This window comes from Sulfurovum sp. TSL1 (assembly GCF_019972135.1).
Classification (GTDB): Bacteria; Campylobacterota; Campylobacteria; order Campylobacterales; family Sulfurovaceae; genus Sulfurovum.
Map to the genome: position 1 here is coordinate 1,350,168 of NZ_BPFI01000001.1, position 20,443 is coordinate 1,370,610.

At 40.6% G+C, this 20,443-nt stretch carries 19 protein-coding genes and 1 pseudogene; 14 read left to right on the forward strand and 6 right to left on the reverse strand.

The features are described from left to right. The first annotated feature begins 131 nt into the window (after positions 1-131). From LDM98_RS06575 to LDM98_RS06585, 3 genes are all read left to right on the forward strand, one after another. A complete protein-coding gene (locus LDM98_RS06575) occupies positions 132-566 on the forward strand; it encodes a bacteriohemerythrin (RefSeq protein WP_223898543.1) in 435 nt (144 codons plus the stop codon). Positions 567-678: 112 nt separating this feature from the next. After that, positions 679-1,080 carry a bacteriohemerythrin gene (locus LDM98_RS06580; RefSeq protein WP_223898544.1) on the forward strand — a complete coding sequence of 134 codons (402 nt, stop codon included), beginning with the start codon at positions 679-681 and terminating at the stop codon, positions 1,078-1,080. Between the two features lie 295 nt (positions 1,081-1,375). Continuing rightward, positions 1,376-1,768 carry a carboxypeptidase-like regulatory domain-containing protein gene (locus LDM98_RS06585; protein WP_223898545.1) on the forward strand — a complete coding sequence of 131 codons (393 nt, stop codon included), beginning with the start codon at positions 1,376-1,378 and terminating at the stop codon, positions 1,766-1,768. A 105-nt stretch (positions 1,769-1,873) separates the two neighbouring features. On the opposite strand, the pseudogene LDM98_RS06590 reads toward LDM98_RS06585, so the two are convergent. Further along, a pseudogene (locus LDM98_RS06590) lies at positions 1,874-2,008 on the reverse strand (serine--tRNA ligase); the annotation flags it as partial. Between the two features lie 10 nt (positions 2,009-2,018). Further along, positions 2,019-2,486 (reverse strand): septal ring lytic transglycosylase RlpA family protein, encoded by a 468-nt coding sequence (locus LDM98_RS06595; RefSeq protein ID WP_223898546.1) that lies wholly within the window; start codon positions 2,484-2,486, stop codon positions 2,019-2,021. 296 nt (positions 2,487-2,782) lie between these two features. Here LDM98_RS06595 and LDM98_RS06600 point away from each other — a divergent pair, with 296 nt between their 5' ends. Then, on the forward strand, positions 2,783-7,363 hold the full coding sequence (locus LDM98_RS06600) for a pentapeptide repeat-containing protein (RefSeq protein ID WP_223898547.1): 4,581 nt from the start codon (positions 2,783-2,785) through the stop codon (positions 7,361-7,363). A 238-nt stretch (positions 7,364-7,601) separates the two neighbouring features. Here the strand turns inward: LDM98_RS06600 and serS are convergent, their stop codons facing one another. Together serS and LDM98_RS06610 are read right to left on the reverse strand one after the other, a co-directional pair. Further along, on the reverse strand, positions 7,602-8,846 hold the full coding sequence (gene serS / locus LDM98_RS06605; RefSeq protein WP_223898548.1) for a serine--tRNA ligase: 1,245 nt from the start codon (positions 8,844-8,846) through the stop codon (positions 7,602-7,604). A 127-nt stretch (positions 8,847-8,973) separates the two neighbouring features. Further along, on the reverse strand, positions 8,974-9,852 hold the full coding sequence (locus tag LDM98_RS06610) for a tetratricopeptide repeat protein (protein ID WP_223898549.1): 879 nt from the start codon (positions 9,850-9,852) through the stop codon (positions 8,974-8,976). 158 nt (positions 9,853-10,010) lie between these two features. Here LDM98_RS06610 and LDM98_RS06615 point away from each other — a divergent pair, with 158 nt between their 5' ends. The 5 genes from LDM98_RS06615 (at position 10,011) to LDM98_RS06635 (ending at position 13,988) form a co-directional block, all read left to right on the forward strand. After that, positions 10,011-11,219, forward strand: coding sequence for an efflux RND transporter periplasmic adaptor subunit (locus tag LDM98_RS06615; protein WP_223898550.1), 1,209 nt, complete (start codon positions 10,011-10,013; stop codon positions 11,217-11,219). After that, the gene (locus LDM98_RS06620; protein ID WP_223898551.1) at positions 11,216-11,896 is read left to right on the forward strand and encodes an ABC transporter ATP-binding protein; all 681 of its coding nucleotides are present in this window, start codon (positions 11,216-11,218) and stop codon (positions 11,894-11,896) included. Before LDM98_RS06615 ends, LDM98_RS06620 begins: the two co-directional genes overlap by 4 nt. Continuing rightward, positions 11,886-13,097: an ABC transporter permease gene (locus LDM98_RS06625; RefSeq protein WP_223898552.1), complete on the forward strand. Its 1,212-nt coding sequence runs from the start codon at positions 11,886-11,888 to the stop codon at positions 13,095-13,097. The genes LDM98_RS06620 and LDM98_RS06625 overlap by 11 nt, the downstream gene beginning before the upstream one ends. A 71-nt stretch (positions 13,098-13,168) precedes the next feature. Further along, positions 13,169-13,597, forward strand: a complete 429-nt coding sequence (locus LDM98_RS06630) for a desulfoferrodoxin family protein (RefSeq protein WP_223898553.1) — start codon at positions 13,169-13,171, stop codon at positions 13,595-13,597. 40 nt (positions 13,598-13,637) lie between these two features. Beyond that, positions 13,638-13,988, forward strand: coding sequence for a DUF3147 family protein (locus LDM98_RS06635; protein WP_223898554.1), 351 nt, complete (start codon positions 13,638-13,640; stop codon positions 13,986-13,988). A 45-nt stretch (positions 13,989-14,033) separates the two neighbouring features. Here the strand turns inward: LDM98_RS06635 and LDM98_RS06640 are convergent, their stop codons facing one another. Then, positions 14,034-14,588, reverse strand: a complete 555-nt coding sequence (locus tag LDM98_RS06640) for a manganese efflux pump MntP family protein (protein ID WP_223898555.1) — start codon at positions 14,586-14,588, stop codon at positions 14,034-14,036. A gap of 325 nt (positions 14,589-14,913) precedes the next feature. Here LDM98_RS06640 and LDM98_RS06645 point away from each other — a divergent pair, with 325 nt between their 5' ends. From LDM98_RS06645 to coxB, 4 genes are read left to right on the forward strand one after another with little or no spacing between them, the layout of a single operon-like run. Beyond that, entirely contained in the window at positions 14,914-16,560 is a 1,647-nt protein-coding gene (locus LDM98_RS06645; RefSeq protein ID WP_223898556.1) for a cbb3-type cytochrome c oxidase subunit I, read from the forward strand. Further along, entirely contained in the window at positions 16,560-17,210 is a 651-nt protein-coding gene (locus LDM98_RS06650; protein WP_223898557.1) for a cytochrome c oxidase subunit 3, read from the forward strand. Before LDM98_RS06645 ends, LDM98_RS06650 begins: the two co-directional genes overlap by 1 nt. Before the next feature lies 1 nt (position 17,211). Then, positions 17,212-17,493, forward strand: a complete 282-nt coding sequence (locus tag LDM98_RS06655) for a cytochrome C oxidase subunit IV family protein (RefSeq protein ID WP_223898558.1) — start codon at positions 17,212-17,214, stop codon at positions 17,491-17,493. Between the two features lie 10 nt (positions 17,494-17,503). After that, positions 17,504-18,811 (forward strand): cytochrome c oxidase subunit II, encoded by a 1,308-nt coding sequence (coxB, locus tag LDM98_RS06660; protein WP_223898559.1) that lies wholly within the window; start codon positions 17,504-17,506, stop codon positions 18,809-18,811. 31 nt (positions 18,812-18,842) lie between these two features. On the opposite strand, the gene LDM98_RS06665 is transcribed toward coxB, so the two are convergent. Beyond that, on the reverse strand, positions 18,843-19,061 hold the full coding sequence (locus LDM98_RS06665) for a CDGSH iron-sulfur domain-containing protein (protein WP_223898560.1): 219 nt from the start codon (positions 19,059-19,061) through the stop codon (positions 18,843-18,845). Between the two features lie 671 nt (positions 19,062-19,732). On the opposite strand from LDM98_RS06665, the gene LDM98_RS06670 reads away from it, so the two are divergent. After that, positions 19,733-20,434 (forward strand): zeta toxin family protein, encoded by a 702-nt coding sequence (locus LDM98_RS06670; RefSeq protein ID WP_223898561.1) that lies wholly within the window; start codon positions 19,733-19,735, stop codon positions 20,432-20,434. Positions 20,435-20,443: the final 9 nt, after the last annotated feature.

Below are 20,443 nucleotides of genomic sequence, written 5' to 3' on the forward strand. Positions count from 1 at the left end.
TATTACCGATAGAAAGTGAATTATATCACAACTCCGCAGACCTGGATTAAAAACCAAAAGCCTGGCATATTGATTTTTATCAATACACTTTTAATACTTCTATACTACAATTAATTAAAAAAGGAGCCTCTATGGGATTGATTTATGCTGAACAGGTCGAGTATATGAGTGTCGATCAGATGCAGAAGACACATGAGGATGAGATTAAAATTATCAATGAGATCGAGAAGCTTGCTGTAGGATACGAAAGAGGTACCACAGAACAAGGTGAGCTGGAGAACAAACTGGATGAATATATCGCACATGTGAAAGCACACTTTGCCAATGAAGAGCGTTTGATGCAAGAGTATCACTTCCCATCGTATGAGATGCATAAACTGGCGCATGATATGTTTTTAATGGATCTTCAGTATGCAACAAAGCAGTGGAAAGAGTTTGGAGATATCAAAAAAATGATCAACTTTGTAGCCAAAACACCCGAGTGGATCGTCATGCATGTCAAATCGGTAGATGCACCCACAGCAGATTATATTGCAAGAAAAATGGAACAACAGAACGAAGCGTAAAAGAGAGATTCCCCTCAGTCTTCTTGATAGTTTCAAACTAATGAGATTGCGAGTGCGATGTATAAAAACCTTGAACTTGAAAAGATATATAAGAACATACTAAGGATAAATAATGCTCATAAAAGATAAAGAAATACAACATGTTTCCAATGATATGATGAATATGTTACACGAAGAAGAGATCCAGATCATTAATGAGTTTCATGATGCTGTAGTAGCCAAAGACAGGGACAAGATAGATGAGCTCTTTAAGGTCGTCCAGTTTGATGTAGAAGATCATTTTTCTACTGAAGAAGCGATGATGGAAGAGAGTAAGTTTTATGCTATGCAGATGCATAAAAGTGAACATGATACGATGCGAAAAAAGCTCAATCAACTCCAAACAAGCTGGGAAAACAATAGGGATCCCGAAGAGATACTAAGGTTCCTTGAGGATGAATTCAAGCATTGGCTGGTTCTGCACGTTGCGAGATGGGATTCCGAAACGGCACTGCATCTTGGGGACTCGATGTAAGAACACCGCTATATACTTCTAGCATCTGCATAAGAAAATATGACTTGAATACACTTTTGCAACACTATCAGGATGGGGACACCTCCCCCTCCTCATTTTGATCATTCTCCATGGTCAAGAGCAATGAACATCCCAACCTCAAATCTCGATCTGTTAGTCTATGAACGAAGCTATTCTTTTTACCCTATTTCATAGAGGATTGCTTTTTTCATTATTTTATATTATTATATAACTATATTATTTTATTTAAAGGCTGTGATACAAAAATGAGTGAGTGACAAAGAAGGAATCTATCATGAAAAAGTCTGTTTTGTATAAAGGTTTGGTTTTAATGCTTTTCATTCTTGCTATAGGTAGTCAAACGATTGCGGATGCACCTAATTCAAATTATGATGACCCCAAATATACAGGTGATATAGTGGGCCAGATTAATACCTGTTTGCTTTTAGGATCAAATGAAGGTGTAAGGGTCTATATACCCGGCTCTTCCTTTGAAGCAATTACAGGTTCAGTTGGCAATTTCAAAATGAGTCATGTCCAGTCAGGCACATACAACTTAACCGTCACACAAAATGGCCACACTATAGGTACTATTCCCAAGGTCACTGTTGTTCCAAAACAAATTAAGAATATTGGAACGGTTACATTCTGCTTAGCTAATGACAGTGATGACTTACGCGAACAGTGATAAAGCTATCAAAGAATTCAATCATGGCAGCGTCATAAGGCAGTCCGATCTGCCTATTTAGAGGGTTTTAGTAGAACTAATTACTAAAGTGATGACAATCCAGACTTACATGTACTTTTGAAGTACAGCAGGGATAGTGATACTTCCGTCTTCATTCTGATAGTTCTCCATAATGGCGATAAGCGTACGTCCTGCCGCGAGTGCTGAGCCGTTCAGTGTATAGACGAATCTGTTCTTTCTTTTATATAAATCACCTTCTTTCATACACTTTTTCCAGTTTTTCTATCTTGACTTTTGCAATACCTGCACGAATGAGTCCCAGCTTCTGAGCAGAGGCAAAAGAAAGGTCAATCACTCTACCTTTGACATAAGATCCTCTGTCATTCACCTTGACTATCACACTTTTCCCGTTTTGAAGCATAGTGACACGTATCATCGTTCCAAAAGGCAGTGAACGATGCGCTGCAGTATACTTTTTGCTATCATATATTTCACCGCTTGCTGTACGCCGTCCATTCATAGCATTCGCATAATACGAAGCAATGCCGATTTCAACATTGGCATTTTTAGCCACACAGTACTTTTCATCATTGTATCTATTGTCAAAAGAAGCTTCCGCTTTACTCTTCTTTTTATCGGGCACAGAAGGCTTGCTGCAGCCTACAGAAAAAAGAGCCAAAGAGAGCAGTATCATAAGCCAACGCGTATATTGATGCATATTTTCCCCATTTTATGAATAACCTGCATGCTTTCCACATTTACCTGTATGCTTTCCACATTTAATTTGTATCAACCCTAAAATAAAGCCGGAGATCAAGTTTTTATTGAAGTAAAATAATAACATACCTAAGTGTCTATCAAAAGGGTGTCATTCCAATCTATAATTGCTTTTTATTTATGACACATTAAGTTACAAATAAACAATAGCTTTTTAAAAAATTTAAGAAATTGACAAAATAAAATCTTTCCTGAATAGGATAGAAGGTATTTTTTTAATCATAAAAAAGGGAAATTATGTCTATGGGGAAATATGTGAACAAGACTCTAATATATAATATATGCTTAATCGCATCTGTGCTCTTATTTACAGGGTGTAGTAGCAAAAATAATGATGAAAACTCCTCTGAGGATGTGAACAATTATGAAGTGAACAGCTCTATTATCACAGAAAGTCACTTTATTCAAGATCCTTCAAGAGTTGCCAATGCTAATCAAAGAGTCTACTTAGCTGTAGAGCACCAAGATATGTTGGATACATATATGAGTAGCGATGATAGCGGAGAGAAAGGATGTGATACGATAAAATACTATCTCGATGACTCTCTCAAAGAGATCACAGTTGACGACGATATGGAAATTAACGTAACGATATATAAAGATGATGTAGAAGTTGCAAAGATAGCCAAAGGTGAAAAAGCAACTATCGATAAAGCTGGCGAATATGTATTTGAAGTATGTCATAGCGGACATGGTTATAAAGATATGCATTTACCTGTTTTTATTATTCCAAAGCCAGTAGAAGACAATAGCCCATCTATAAACAAGAAGTTGTTTCAACAGTTCGTAGATCAAAATATATCTGAAGAACAGCAACATGAACAAGCTGGACAAATCCCACTTACGAATATTGCATTTCAAGGGGATTATTTATGTACCCAATACCACCATGAAATGACAGGGTTATCTTTTATTCGTTCAGATTTTAGTGGTGTTAAAATGGAACAATGTAATATACATGACAATATATTTGATCATTGTCACTTTGATATGAAAACATCTTTTCAAGATTCTACATTAAATGACAACAATTTTACTGGGATGACATTTTTTCCTCAAACACTTCACAAGATTCCTTCATTTAGTGGAAATAATGTTAGTAACTCTATTTTAATGGCACCATCATTTGTATATAAACAAGATCCATTTAATGTTGGAAAAACTGATTTAACTAATACAACTTTTAAAAACTCTCAAATATATTCCCCTATATTTGGTGCCGAAGTATCCTATCAAGTTTATGTTAAGCCGCCATGGTATGATGTACTATTGCATGGTCTTGAAGATGCCTGGGATGCAGCCAAAACAGCTAAGTTCTGGGAAAATGTTGGTGAGGCGGCAGGTATTGGAATTGCCATGGCAGGTTTAGCTATCGTCACAGATGGTGTAGCAGATGCTGCGGCAGGGCCTGCACTGGCTGATGCTTTGGCAGATAGTACAGCTGACATAGTGACAGACGTTGCGAGTGATACAGCGAGTGATGCAGCAGGTGATACAGCAGCGGATGAACTACCTGCAACTGGAGATGGCTTAAGTAATCTTAAGCAGTATGATGATGTAAATTTTGATATGATGGAAGATGGTGACGCTGGTAGTGATGTAACAGATTATGATACGGTAGATGAATTTGATCTTGGTTCCCAGTGGGATCAATATGATGAGATTAGTGATGATGAAGTTCCTGAGGATGCAAATGCTGAAAATATCTGTGAGTCATCTTATGCTACGAAGGCACTAGTTGCAAGTAAAACTGCAATGGCTGGAATAGGGTTTGGTGTATCCTATCTTCAACAATTACGAAGTGGTAAACCTGCAAATGCTAATTTTTTTGAAGAAACTGCATTAGCAAGCAGTGTGGGTGCTTTTGCAAGTGTGGCTGCAGGTAAAAAATGGTGTGATGAATATGATAAAATTAATAATAGAAACGCTGTAACCGGCAAAAGTGTTGTAGAATCAGTTCTTCTCAAACAAATAGCAAAAGGTAGTGCCATAACCTTAGGTATTGATGCAATTTCTGCTTATGCAAATGATCTAAACTCTATACTTACTGCTGAGGAAGAGAAGCTTAAGGAAGCTTTTGCAGGATTAAAAAATCCAAATGATGATATTACCGCTATTACCACTGCATTTGCTGAAATGTTAGTTGACGATAATGTTACAAAATATTTTACTAAAATTAAACGACATTACCTTGGCTCAGAGATAAGTAAAACAGCAACGTATATCGAAAATAATATAACAGTAGCAGTTAATGATGGTACTATAATCACTGGTCCTGCAAAAATACAACAAATGAGTCAATCAATGCAAAAGAGTATACTAGAGGATCTAAAAACTGGAGGAGATCATAATGAAATAGCAAGTTCTACTGTGGCCGGTAATTTTATAAATTGTGTAATCACAACTCCAAAATTTGGTAATCTAGATGGATTTGATGTTACGTTTGGCGAGATGAACAACTCTATGTTTGCAACTTACAGTAGTGAGAGTTTACCTTCACCTTTGTTCATGACTGAGTTAAACGATGTGAGTATATATGGGGGGACTTATGATTTAGGAAGTTATACGAAAAAAGATGGTGGTCGGTATGGGCTTATGTTAACAGGTTCTGGTATTACAATTTATAATGCAGTATTTAACAATGTCACTTCATTGAATTTAGATAAAGCTACGCTTTCAAATACACGAATCAATACAAATCCTTCTGATCCTATGTTTGATCCAACTTCTGATAATAATATACCTATTACTAACTCAAATATACTCAATAATACAATCATTACTATACCTAATAACGGTGCTGTTCAACAAAACATCATAGTTAGTGATAGTAATATTAGAAATTCATTTTTAGACCTACCTACAAACTCATCCGTTGACTTTTCAGGAACCACAATTGGTAATTTGAATGATTGTCAAGTTTTTATGAATGATCCATACCCAGCAATGGATAATTGTCTTGGAGCCAATGCTTCTAATAATTTGACTGTACAATTTTATAGCCAGCCTATAAATTCAGCTACACAAATCTGGTCAAATAGTTCATTATCGTGTCAAGATATTGCTAATATTCGTGTTCAAGGTAATTCTTTTGGAACTGCAGAAGTTTTTTTTGGTAAAGCTTCGAACATAAACCTTGAAGGTGTAAGCTTTAAAAATACCGATGGTTGTGTTTTGACAGGATTGGTAGATATGCTTCATGATGGTAACATTACCAATAGCAATAATCTAACGATAGACTATAATATCTTTGGCATAAAAGATGTGTATACCTTTGATGATCGGATTAAGTATAAAGATATCATAATTCATAATATGATAATTGATGCTAGTAATTGGTCTCAATCAACTGATGGAATAATTGATTTAACGAATATAGATATGAGTGGTTTTATTTTTTCAAATTTAACATTTGGAGAAAATGTAGACTTCTCAGGTGCTAACTTTTCAGATGCTAACTTTACAAACGTTACTTTTAGTGCACCAGTGAATATTACTATCACAGATGTTAACTTTAGCAATGCACACTTCAATAATGTGTCATTTAACGGTACGATTGATCATTCTGATTACAGCAATGCAGTTTTTGAGAATGTACCAGTTAACATGGGTAATGGAAATGCACAACTTACAAATTCAAAATGGTATGGAGTAAAAGGGATAACCTTTTGCGATTATCTCGGATATGATGTATATTGGAGTGAAAATCTGAATATTTTTGGGACATCACTCGCAGGAGCAGATCTTAGTAGTGGGTGTATCTTTGGTATAGATATCCCTACTAGTGGCTGGAGTTTAGTAGATTCAAACTTATCAGGTGCATCGTTTGGTGATAATACGAATCCTGATAATAAAGTATTCTTGAAAGATGTAAATTTAAGTGGATCAGATTTGACTTATGCAAACTTCGATAATGTTGATTTTTCTGGGGCAATTTTAAATGGTGCAAAATTCCGCCCGATTCGTGATACTGATCTTTTGAGCCAGCTTGTAAATAATGATTTATTAAAAGATGTTGATTGGTCAGTTGAAGGAGGAGCAGAAATATGTGCCTTATATAACACTAATCCAGACTTACTAGGTAAAAGGATGGTAGGTGCTGATCTGAATACATGTAACTTTGATGATCAAAATTTAAGTGGCTGGAATCTTAGTAATTCTATTATGCCTGATGTCGGATACGGTGAAATAAATATCGATTTTTCAAATGCCGATCTTACAGGAGTTGATTGGAATCAAAATGATATGTGTTATAGTAAGATATTTCAGAAATATAAAGATCAACTTCAAAAGAGTATGATTAATGCGAATTTAATGGACTGTTCATATAATTCTGATCTTGGTTATGATTTTTCAGGCTGGGATCTTAGAAGAGCAACTTTACCGGAGGATAGTATGCAAAGTGTGAATTTTACTGGTGCCAATCTTCAAAAAGCCGATATCAATTACACGATAGTAAATCCTAATATAGTTACTTTGCCCACTAATGAAAATAGTTTAAAGAATATAGATTGGTCTAAGCAAGGAAGTGCTGATATGTGTGATTTAGTGACGCCAACATATGCAAGTGCTTTAGGTAAGACACTGTATGGTGTGGATCTATCATTCTGTACAGGTGGGATGTACCCAATGACGTATAATTATTTTAATGGTTGGGACTTGACCAATGCAAAATTACCTGAAGACTTCAATGGCGACTTGAGTTGTGCAATCGTAGATGGTGCTTCAATAGGTTCAACACCTATTGGGTTTTATCAATGTGGACCAAACAGTACGAATGGTCAATGTTTGCAGACTAATTTTGAAAGTTGTTATTAATAACATAATACTTCTCATAGCTAAAAACCATATCACCTGAATAAAGGTGCATTTATGTGTTTTTAGCAACGTTTATATCATAGTAAACTTGATTCAATTAAACATACAATATAAAAAAATGACGTAATGAAGATAAAAATAAAAAAAGCTTGTTAATCATGGCAGTAAATAGGCAGTTCAATCTGCCTATTTACAGATATTTAGTAAAATTACTTACTAAACTGATGACGAGTAAAATTTACATATACTTCTGTAAAACCGTAGGAATTGTTATGCTTCCATCTTCATTTTGATAATTCTCCATGATAGCAATCAGCGTACGTCCTACCGCAAGTGCTGAGCCGTTCAGCGTATGAACGAAACTGTTTTTCTTACCGTCTTTGAAACGGATCTTTGCACGTCTTGCCTGGAACTCTCTTGTGTTCGAGATAGAAGAGATCTCGCGGTATTTGTTCTGTCCCGGGAGCCACACTTCCAAGTCTATAGTGGTTGCGGCAGAGAAACCTAGGTCACCTCCGCAAAGTTCCACAACTCTGTGTGGCAGACCCAGTGCCGTGAGTATATCAGAAGCATTTTGAACCATCATTTCAAATACCTCATCACTCTTATCCGGATGTGCGATGGCCACCATCTCCACTTTATCGAACTGGTGCTGGCGTATCATACCGCGTGTGTCACGTCCTGCAGACCCTGCTTCTTTTCTGAAACATGGTGTATACCCTGTCATAAGCACAGGAAGCTCTTTCTCTGTAAGTATCTCATCATGATACATATTGGTCAATGGCACTTCCGCCGTAGGGATCAGGTACAGATCTTCTTCCTCGATCTTAAAAAGATCATCTTCAAATTTCGGAAGCTGCCCTGTCCCTTGCAGCATGGCACTGTTATTCATAAACGGTACACAGAGCTCTTCAAAGCCCTTGGTTGCATTCGTATCAAGGAAAAAGTTGATCAGCGCTCTCTCCAGCCTTGCCGCTTCACCACGAAGTACGGAGAAACGGCTCTTTGCAAGTTTTACGCCGCGTTCAAAGTCTATCCACCCGTTTTGCTCGGCTAGCGCCCAGTGTTCTTTAGGCTCAAAAGAAAATGTTTTTGGCTCCAGCACTTTACGAAGTTCCACATTATCCTCTTCATCTGCACCTTCCGGCACACTGTCATCCGGAAAGTTAGGCATTGCCAATGCTACATTATAAAGTGCTTCCTCTGCTTCTCTGGCTTTCTCCTGGAGTGGACCCATCGCTTCTTTATTGGCATCTACTTTCGCTTTGAGTTCAGTGATGTCTTTGCCTTCACGCATATACTGGCCAAAGAGTTTTGACATACTGTTCTGCTCCGCTTTTGCAGCTTCCAGTGTCGCATTGGCTTCTTTTAGCGATAAAAATAAGCCTTGAAGGTTTTCAAGTGTGGCTGTATCTACACCTTTTTTTTGAAGTCTCGCGCTGGCTTCTTCGAAGTTGTTTTGGAGATATTTTAAATCGATCATCATCTTTACCTAGATATGGAATGTTTATGAAATTATAGTGGAAAGTTTAAAAGAAGTGGATTAAGTCCCTTCAGTAAGATAAGAGTAAAGAGCCTTGAACTTCTCTTGCTGCTCTTATGGTTGCCTGTTACTCCGATCTTAAGAGTGTAGGCAACTGCTCGTTCATAAAGACTTGAAAGGCTTTCTTGTCACGGATCGCATCAAAACTGCTTTCACTCTCAATGTCATTGGCCAACACTGGAGAGATCTTGATCGCTTTGATGATATCACTGACCGCATTGTCTATATTTTCCATCTCTGCATTCACACAACTCCGCTGCCAATAAGAATAGGCATATCCGCTATCTAGCTCCAGTGCCTTGTTACACAGGTTCAGTGCCCACTCTTTTTGTCCCAGATCGAGTACAGCATCCGCTTTATAGGTCAATGCCTCTACATTGTTTTTATCAATTTCAAGGATCTGATCATAGATCTCGACCTTTGCCTGAACATTATCTTCTAGATTGCTTCTTCTCCAAAGCGCATGTATGGCATTGGAACGGGCGATACTCTCCTGGTTCGTCATAATATCTTCAGAACGGCTCTGCATCTCTGCTTCAATTCTTGCAAGCTTTTCTGTATACTCTTTGGTGATCTCTTCCAGTTTTTGCTGTACGACCAGTTTGGTCTGTTCTTTGGCATCTCTCACACTTTTCCATCCTAAAATTGCGATCAAAGAGGCTATGGCCGTAAGGATGAGAAAAATATTGCTCACGGTACTGGTCATATAGTTCATCGCACGATCCGAAACATCCAGACGCGCCTGTGCGATCTTTTCATGCATCTCCACACGTAAACTCTGCTGTTCTGTACGTAGATTCCTTACCTCATCCAATATGTAGCGTTCGACCAGCGGTTTATACATAGGCTCCTTTAAGGTATCTATCTCTTTTTGTACTTCGACCACATCACTTTGGGAAGCAAAAGAAAAAAGTGATAGACATAGATAAAACAATAGTACCCGCATGACAACTCCGTTTTTATTTGAGTGTAACATACTTTTTTAAAATAGAGCTAATGCAAAAAGAAGGTACATCCCTTTTTAAATTGACATTACAACAATGCTCTGTTAGAATAGTATAGTTAGTACCTTCAGGGTTGACTGATATCCACAAGGATCGCCGTATGGAAGAGATGCAAAAGATCATCAATTATCACAAAGATACACGTAAATGGGTCAAATGGGCGATACTTTTCATTGGCATCCTACTTCTCTCTGTCTATGTTTTCTTTTTCAGAGAAAGCCATGGAATGAAGTATCATTATGTGTCAGAAGCATTGAAAAAGTCCGATCTTTCTCTTACCGTATCGGCCAGCGGGTATATTCAGCCGCTTGAAAGTGTGGATGTGGGGACAGAGGTCTCAGGTACCATCCAAGAGGTGTATGTCGACTACAACGATCAGGTTGTAAAAGGAGACCTTTTAGCCCGCCTGGACACCACCAAATATCAAAGTGCCTATGACAGGGCCAAAGCTGCACTGCAAATGTCAAAAGCGGCGTTGGAGAGTGCACAGGCACAATATTATCAGGCCGAAACAACCATCCAGCGCTATCAAAAACTCAAAATATCTTCCGAGGGGACACTGCCTACACAAAGTGACTGGGACAGGGAGTGGGCGAACTACCTATTGAGCAAAGCGCAGATCGCCAATGCCCAGGCACAGATCGCCCAGGCCACCCACGCTTTGAAGGCCGCAGAGTATGATCTGGAACGTACAAAGATCTATTCGCCTATCAACGGGACCATTTTGGTGAGAAACGTCGATCCGGGACAGACAGTCGCTGCGACATTTCAGACCCCTGTGCTTTTCAGCATCGCAAAAGATCTGAGCAAAATGGAGCTTCAGATCAGTATCGATGAAGCAGATATAGGAAAGATAAAAGCCGGACAAAAAGCAAGTTTCAGTGTCGATGCCTACCCCGATACCACCTTTGATGCAACGATCCGCCAGGTCAGGATCAATTCAGAAGTGCTTGAGAGTGTCGTCACCTATAAAGCGATCATGGAAGTGGACAACAAAAAGCTGCTGCTCAAGCCGGGGATGAGCGTAGATGCTGATATCGTGACGAAAATGCTCAAGGATGTCTTTGTAGTCAAACGCTCTGCCTTGCTTTTTATCCCTGTCAAACCTCAATCCCAATCCTTTTTCGGCGGGGAGAGAAATGAGAAGATCGAAGTTGATCCCAAACCTCATGTCTGGATACTTGAAGAGGGTGTACCCAAAAAGGTCTATGTCAAAGTACTGGGCAACAACGGCCCTCTAAGTGCCATAGAGAGCAGTGATCTTAAAGAGGGGCAGAAGGTCATCATCAATCAGGAAACGGCACCATGATCTCTTTGAAGAATATCAGCAAAGTGTATGGAAAAGGAGATGCAGCAACCACCGTACTGCATGGCATCGACCTGGAGATAAAAGAAGGTGATTTTATCGCTATCATGGGTCCCAGCGGAAGCGGGAAATCGACACTTTTAAATATCTTAGGTACGCTTGATGTTCCAAGCAGCGGAGAGTATACTTTTTTGGATACACAGATAGATTCTCTCAGTGCTGACCAGCGTGCATTGTTTCGAAGGTATCTTTTAGGGTTTATCTTTCAGGGATATAATCTTTTAAAAAAAACGACTTCACTTGAAAATGTGGAAGTCCCTTTGATCTACCAGGGGATCGACAGCAAAGAACGCAAACGCATGGCAACCGAGGCACTCAAGGATGTAGGCCTGGAAGATAGACTCTATTATGACCCCGGCCAGCTTTCAGGAGGACAGCAGCAGCGTGTAGCGATAGCCAGAGCAATGGTAACACACCCAAAGATCCTCATCGCAGACGAACCTACAGGAAACCTTGATACCAAACGCGGTCATGAGATCATGGAGTTGATCCGCACCTTTAACCAGCAGGGGATCACCGTGATCATGGTGACACACGAAGATGATATCGCGGCCTATGCTTCACGAACGATCTATCTGCGTGACGGGGCGATCGAAAAAGAGGTCAAAAGTGTTCCGTAATGCATTTTTGCTGGCATTGCGTGAGATCAGGCGTAACCTTATGCGTTCACTGCTTACGGCTGTGGGTATTGTGATCGGTATCGCTTCCGTGATCGCTATGGTCAATATAGGTCAAGGTGCCAGCCGATCGATCACACAGAGTGTGGAGCAGTTAGGAAGCAATACACTTTATATTATGCCCGGTCAGCGCAGAGGGCCCGGAAGCAGAGGTGTGATCGAAAAACCTTTTAAAAAGAAGGACCTCGAGATCATTCGCTCCTCGATCTATGCGCTTGACGCGATCTCACCCGTGGAGAACACTTCCATGACCGTGATCTACAAAGAACAAAATTACCGTACGAGCATCAGAGGTGTCGAAAATGAGTACCTGCAGATACAGAACTGGAAGATACAAGAGGGAAGAGGTTTTGAGAAGAATGAACTCAGGACAGGACAGAAAGTCTGTCTCATGGGCCAGAGCATCATCAAAAACCTTTCAGCCACTCCCGACTCGATCCTGGGCAACAAGATACGTCTGAAAAACTTTTCGTGTGAAGTGATCGGCGTGCTTGAAGCCAAAGGTGCAAATACATTCGGACAGGACCAGGATGATGTGGTATTACTGCCTTTTAATTTGTTTCAGCGTCGTATAGGCGGTACTGACAACCTTCATTTAATGATGGCCGCTGTCAAGGAGAATGTGCCTTTGGAAGAAGCAAGAATTCAAATAGAGAGGGTGCTTAGAGAGCATAGACATATCACAAATCCCATAGATGATGATTTTCAGGTCCGAAGTATGACAGCACTGCTTGATACCATTTCACAAGTAACAACTGTACTGACAGTGATGCTGGGAGCCGTAGCGGCGATCTCCCTGATCGTAGGAGGTATAGGGATCATGAATATCATGCTGGTTTCCGTGACAGAACGTACACGGGAGATCGGTATACGTATGGCTGTAGGGGCCATGGCAAAAGATATCCTGATCCAGTTCCTAATCGAATCGATCGTACTCTCCGGTTTGGGAGGGATAGTAGGCATACTTTCGGGGATGCTGATCACTATCGGTGTGGCAGAATGGCTTGATATCGAACTGGTCATTGATCCTTCTATCACGGTGATCGCACTTGTATTTTCCATGTTGATCGGTATACTATTCGGTATCATTCCTGCACGGAAAGCTGCTGCAATGAATCCTATCGATGCGTTACGATATGAATAATCAATTAGATAAAATTAAGAAATTTTTTAATATAGTGTTCACAAATTATAATTATTAAAAAAGGAATACACATGAATAGAAGAGATGCATTGAAAGTAGCAGGTGTCGCAGCCATGATGGCAGCGGTAAGCGCTGAAGCAAAAATGGCCGAAGAACATATGAACCGTACGGAGATGAAACCAAAAGATCCATCAAACATGGACAAAAATGAGCTCAAACACTCTCCACTTGTCACCATCAAAGAAAAAGATGCCAACGGATATACAGATGTATATATCACTGTAGGCCAAGGAGGGATCATTCATCCCAGTACACCGGACCACTGGATCGACTTTATAGAACTCTATGCAGATGATAAACTGGTAGGTAAAAGTGTCCTTGAACCGGAAATTTCTCGCGGTGCAGCTTCTTTTGCCGTGAAACTCGACAATGTCAAAGTACTGAAAGCAAGATCTGGATGTAATCTGCATGGTATTTGGACTACCACGGTCACACTATAATGTACTGTAGTCTACTATAAATACACAAAGGAAGTGACCGTTGGCTTACTATATCACCAAACTCGTGATCACCACAGTTTTAATTGTACTGATCTCCGAGATCTCTAAAAGAAGCAGTTTGATAGGTGCCATACTGGCAGCTATCCCTTTGGTCTCTATATTGGCCATGACATGGATGTATATAGACACCAACAGCAGCAACAAGGCAGTGGAGTTCTCACAGAGTATTGTTTGGCTCATAGCCCCATCCATGACACTCTTCATCGCTTTCCCTTTTCTCATCAAAAAAGGGCTCAGCTTTTATCCGAGTATGCTTATTTCCATCTTTTTAACGGTTTTAGCCTATTACAGCGTTATCTTTCTTCTCCATAAATTAGGCATTAGATCATAAGAATGAAGGTGTTTTTTCAACACCTTGCGTATCTACCCTATCTGTTTATGCATAAAGCGTGTGCTCCATGAGAATCTTTACACCGATGGCGATCAAAATCACACCCCCTATTTTTTCCGCCTTCTCTTCCAAAAATCCACCGCCCTTGGAACCGATATAGACACCCAAAAAGCTGAAGATATAGGTAACCACCCCTATAATGACCATAGACATATAGGGGTCCAACTGAAGCAGATTGAGCGTGAATCCTGCCGCCATGGCATCGATGCTTGTGGCAATGGCCAAATAGAGTAGCAGTTTATTGGTGATTTGGCTGATATCCTCTTCAATGTTTTCATTAAAACTTTCATAAAGCATTTTACCGCCAAGTATACTCAATAGGATAAAAGCGACCCAGTGATCGATGGACTCTATGGCACTTCCCAGACCCATATTCGAGAGATACCCGAAAAGTGGCATCACACCTTGAAAAAAACCAAAAAAAAGCCCCACTTTAAAAGCTAAAAATTTATCGAAATATTGATTTTTGACACCAATGCCTATGGAAACTGCAAATGCATCCATACTAAGAGCAAATGCCAACAAAAAAACTTCTAACATGATTCAATTCCTATCTTTATCTGAGTTCAGATTGTATTTTTGACATAGTATCAAAATACAGATATAAAACACTTTCTTTAGCTTGAACACACATCATCAGGTAATGACATTTTCTCTTTTTTCAGGAAATCTTCAAGGGATTTAGTGAATCGGAGATTTATTTTTTCTTAAGTGCTTATAGAGTATTATAAAAGTAATCATCATTAATTCATACAACTTATGTTTGTAAAATAAAAAATGTGAATATACCCTATTTCTGCACTCGGTACATTCTCTTTTGGCACTTCTTCTTTAAAGAAGAGACACATAGCCATGGAAGGTGAAGATGCGTAGTTTCTATCATGATACCCATACTGTTTTCGGTTCACATAAAAACCAGGTACTACGGTGGGTCTTTAGTATCGACCACAAACGGATCGCCCTGCTCTACATGGGGGTTATGTTCAGCCTGTTTTTCCTTGCTGTCTCTGCAGCACTGACCATGCGTATGGAACTTTTCTCTCCGGGTTCACAATATATAGCACCGCAAACCTATAATCAGCTCTTTACTTTTCACGGTGTTACTATGATCTTTCTTTTTATCATACCGGGGATCTCCGCAACACTGGGCAATTTCATACTGCCGCTGATGCTAGGTGCACGTGACCTTTCTTTTCCCAGGCTTAACCTCCTGTCGTGGTGGCTTTATCTGCTTGGCGTCGTCATGGCCCTCTCCTCTCTGGTGACCGGTCACGGATTTGCTGATACAGGGTGGACCTTTTATGCCCCCTATAGTATCCGCACCGATGCACAGGTACTGACTTCTCTCAGTGCCGCTTTTATTTTAGGACTTTCCTCCATCTTGACGGGTCTGAATTTCGTTGTCACCATCCACCGGCTCCGTGCACCGGGTATGACTTTTTTCAAGATGCCTCTGTTTGTCTGGGGCCTTTACGCTACGGCATGGATACAGATACTTGCTACCCCCGTGGTAGGCATCACACTGCTGTTAGTGATACTGGAGCGTACCTTTGGCGTAGGTATCTTTGATCCCAGTAAGGGAGGTGATCCGATCCTCTACGAACATCTCTTTTGGATCTATTCCCACCCGGCCGTCTACCTCATGATCCTTCCAGGCTTTGGCATCGTCTCAGAGGTATTGCCGGTGTTTACCCGACGTACCATCTTCGGTTACCGCTCTATCGCTATCTCCTCTGCTTCCATTGCAGGGATAGGATACCTGGTCTGGGGGCACCATATGTTCACCTCCGGCATGAGTGATACCGCCAGGGTCATCTTCTCCTTTTTAACCTTTATGGTGGCGATACCCACAGGCGTCAAGATCTTTGACTGGGTCGCTACGCTGTATAAGGGTTCCATTATCCTCGCTACACCCATGCTCTGGATCCTGGGAAGCATCATCAATTTCATAATCGGTGGGCTGACAGGTTTGACGCTTGGAGCCCTTGGAGCAGACATACACCTGCACGACACCTATTTCGTTGTCGCCCATTTTCATTACACGATCCTGGGCGGGGTCGTATTTATGTTCATCGGAGGGCTGCACTATTGGTATCCCAAGATCACAGGGAAACTTTATGACGAGCTGAGAGGGAAGATCGCTTTTGGACTCATGTTTATCGGTTTTAATATTCTTTGGTTCCCGATGTTCCTTGCCGGTTTCTTGGGAAATCCAAGACGCTATTTTGATTATCTGCCCACCTTCACACCTTTCCATCAAGTGGCTGCCCTGGGCGCGGTGCTGGTAGCCATAAGTCTGCTGATCATACTTTTCAATTTCTATAAGGGTCTTAAAAACGGAAAAATTTCCGGATCCAATCCCTGGGGAGGAACCACCTTGGAGTGGCATATCCCCTCTCCTCCACCGCTGGAGAACTTCTCCAACGTCCCTTATGTTGATTTTGAGCCCTACGAATATGAAGAGGGTGAACCTGCGGTACATTTGGACGAAAATTTCCGGAGGGTAAAATAATGAAGAAACAGGAGATGGCCTATGACCCTCAGGGGAACGGTTACCCGGTCACTGACTACCATAATGATCCTATCGGATCGAAGTTGGGATTTTGGATCTTTTTACTCACTGAGATGATGATGTTCGGTATTCTTTTTTTACTTTTTGCCATCTATTTCTACCGTCATACAGAAGCTTTTTCTCTCTCTTCAGGACAATTGAATGTATGGCTGGGCGGTACCAATACGGTGATATTGCTCGTAAGCACGTATACGATGGGTCTATCGACCATGAAAATGCACCAGGGAAAGGTCCGTTCTGCATCCCTCTTAGTGGGATCCACTGCGCTCTTAGCCGTCATTTTTTTGTCCATCAAGGCGATAGAATGGAGTGCCGATATCCAACATGGTCTGTATCCAGGGTCTGCAGCATTGAGCACATTGGATCAAGGAGAGATCCTCTTTTTTGGCCTCTATTTCACAATGACCGGACTCCACGGCCTGCATATCATCATCGGGATCATTCTCATGTCGTGGGCACTATGGCTGATACATACTGAACAGATCCGGCCCGGTCACACTGCTATCATGAAAAATATGACGCTTTACTGGGATTTTGTGCATATCATTTGGGTTATTCTTTTCCCTCTATTTTACATGATAGGAGCCTGAGATGAAAACTACTACCCCCACTGTTGCTTTGTATACCAAAATATTGGGAGGTTTATTACTCTTGACACTGTTGACATTCATGCAGCCCTCACTGTTTCATCTGAGTCCCGGGAAAACCGCTGGCGTACAAATGCTTATTGCTGCCATAAAAGTAGGACTGATCATCACCTACTATATGCATCTTCGCAGCGAAACTGATTATCTGAAAGGGTATGTGATCATGGCATTTACAATCTTGATGATCTTTTTTCTGGCCGTCGGTATCGACGTCTATTGTTCATAAAGGAGCCCTTATGCTGGAAGGATTTAATCAGAATGTTTCTACCTTTTCCGCTGATATAGACAGGGCATTTTGGATCACTACGGGCATTTCACTGGGTATATTTTTACTGATCACAGGACTGATGGTCTATTTTATCTTTCGCTATCACCATAGCCGAGTCAAGTCCAAAGAGATCCGTAACATCAAAGATCACTTGGGGCTGGAGATCACCTGGACCGTGATCCCCACGATACTGTTCTTTATTATTTTTTACTACGGGTACAGTGCCTTCAGGCAGATACGGACGATGCCAAAAGATGCCTTTACTGTCGACGTTCTGGGTAAACGCTGGTCATGGACATTTACCTATCCCAACGGTAAACGGACGGACGAGCTCTATGTCCCGAGGGGAGAGAACATTAGGCTGCGTCTGCATGTGCCCGAGAAGGATGTAATCCATAGCTTTTACGTACCTGCGTTTCGTGTCAAGGAGGATCTGGTACCGGGACAGGAGAACCACCTATGGTTCAATGCAACCAAACCTGGACGTTACGATATCCAGTGTGCCGAATACTGTGGTACCAGACACTCTTACATGCTTTCCAAAATAGAGGTGATGGAAAAGACGGCATTTGACGCATGGTATGCCAGTGACAAACTGAACCCCCATGATAAGGGTACGCCCAGCGAAGGGGAAACCCTCTATAAGACACTGGGATGTGCATCCTGTCATAGTCTGGACGGGTCTACGATCATAGGACCTTCATTCAAGGGAATCTACGGTAAAAAGATCACAGTGCTCACAGAAGGCAAACCCAGAACTTTGGTCGTAGATGAAACATACCTCCGGGATTCTGTACGAAACCCGGAAAAAGATGTGGTAGAAAACTTCCCTAAAGGGATCATGCCGGATCTTTCTGATCAGATCACGGAGAAACAGATGAACGCGATCATCACGTTTATAAAAGCACAAAGTACATCAAAAGACAAACCTTCAGCTCAACCTTCGGTAAAACAGGCTCCCGTCACCAAAACGCAGGAGAAAACACTTGACGGCAAAACCTTGTTTAATACCAAAGGGTGTATCGGCTGCCATAGCTTGGATGGAACTAAACGGGTCGGACCTAGTCTGAAAGGCATATACCAGAGCAAACAGAAGGTCATCACCGAAGGTAAACCCCATGAAATAACCGTCGATCGAGAGTACCTCCATAACTCTATCCAACATCCTAATGCCGATGTGGTGAATGGGTTCGAACCAGGTATTATGCCTCCGTTTGGGACCAAGCTTTCCGACGAAGAGGTGGAAGCGCTAGTGACATACCTCGAGGGAGTATAATACACCACTCACATTGAAAATGGGTCACCCTTTATACTTTCCTGTGTGTCCCATCACAAAAAGGAAGATTTCCACTTTGCTTACAAGCACACAAAGAGTACTCCTTTGTTGTATCGACGGTAAATAGCTTTGGCCTGTAGGTTGTACCTTTATGGCTGCCGTCACACAGTACACCGTCTGTACTCTTACCGCAAGTACAGAAATAGTGTGTTTGGTCTGCTTCTAATTTGACTTTTACCGGTGTTGCCATGATCTCTCCTTTTTTCAATATTTTTATCACTTTACTCACGTCTTAATCATACCATGCAAGCTTTAAAACAAAAAAGCAGTCATCGAATATATTTTTATAGATCTTTGACCATCACTCATGCCTAGTAGAATCTTGGGAAGAAAGAAGGTAACTTTTTAAAGTTTTGGACAAGAGTAAAGGAAGCATACAAACAAGGAAGAATGATGCGGTCTCAAATAAAAAGTTACCAGAAAACCAGAAGTATCAAAAAGGGGGAAAGAGTACTTCATGGAATTCATAGTGCCAGTATAGTCCTGTTGTGTGAAATAAGTGTGAAGTGGGTAAATAAGAACATCGTTGATAACTTGAAGGTATCAAAAAAGGGACTTGCACCTACCACCTCTCATTCATCTATTTGATTTACACGCAGTTGCTACACATCCATTGCACACCTTTATCATACTCTATAAAAAAGCAGCATAAATATGAAAGCCTTATTTTAGCTGCCGGTACTGCTATAGGAACTGGTTTTGGGTATTTACAAGATACCAATTGATGAAACTTTGTAGGTGGAGTGTTTCCATTCACTGTCCATAAATTGGTAGTGGTCCATTTTTAGAGGAGCTGAAAATGAATCATTATATTTACAGTTCGTCACATTATTCTATAACAAAACTAAGGCAATACACAAGATGAGTGACGAAGAATTAATACAATCTATTGAAGATTTAATAAAGCTCGGCAGCGAGGCAACAAGCGAAGAGATAGAAAAGAATGCGCTTGAATTTATAGAGTCACAAAAACATCATTTGCCCAATAAGTTTTTATCCTATAGAAACACCCATAAAAAAGCTATATTGATGGCAGGCGGCTCTGGTGCCGGGAAAAGTGAGACTGCCATAAGTATTTCTGAAAGTGAAAAAATAGATGTAGTCGATACGGATGCTATCCGAAAAATCTGTCCTTTGTATAGTGGGAAAAACTCCCACTTGTTTCAAAAAGCTTCTTCAAAAGGTGTTTCAATTTTAATGAATTATCTTTTCAAACATAACCTCTCTTTTATTCTTGACAGAAACTTTGCAAACCATTATATTCAAAAAAGAAACATAAAAAGAGCGATCAACAGAGGATATGCTATTGAAATAATATTTGTATACAGAGATAAAAATGTAGCCAAAGCCTACACAAAACAAAGAGAACAAATTGAGGGAAGAATGGTTCCAGAGAGTGTGTTTGAGACAAAATACGAAAACTCGATCAAGACTACAAAAAAAATATTGGATGAATTTGACGGCATTTCCTTCAGATACATAGACTTGTCATCACGGGAAATTGTCAAAAATGAAAAAGGGGTAGAAAAGCTCTCAAAACTATACGATACACTGAAACTATAAACCCAACCT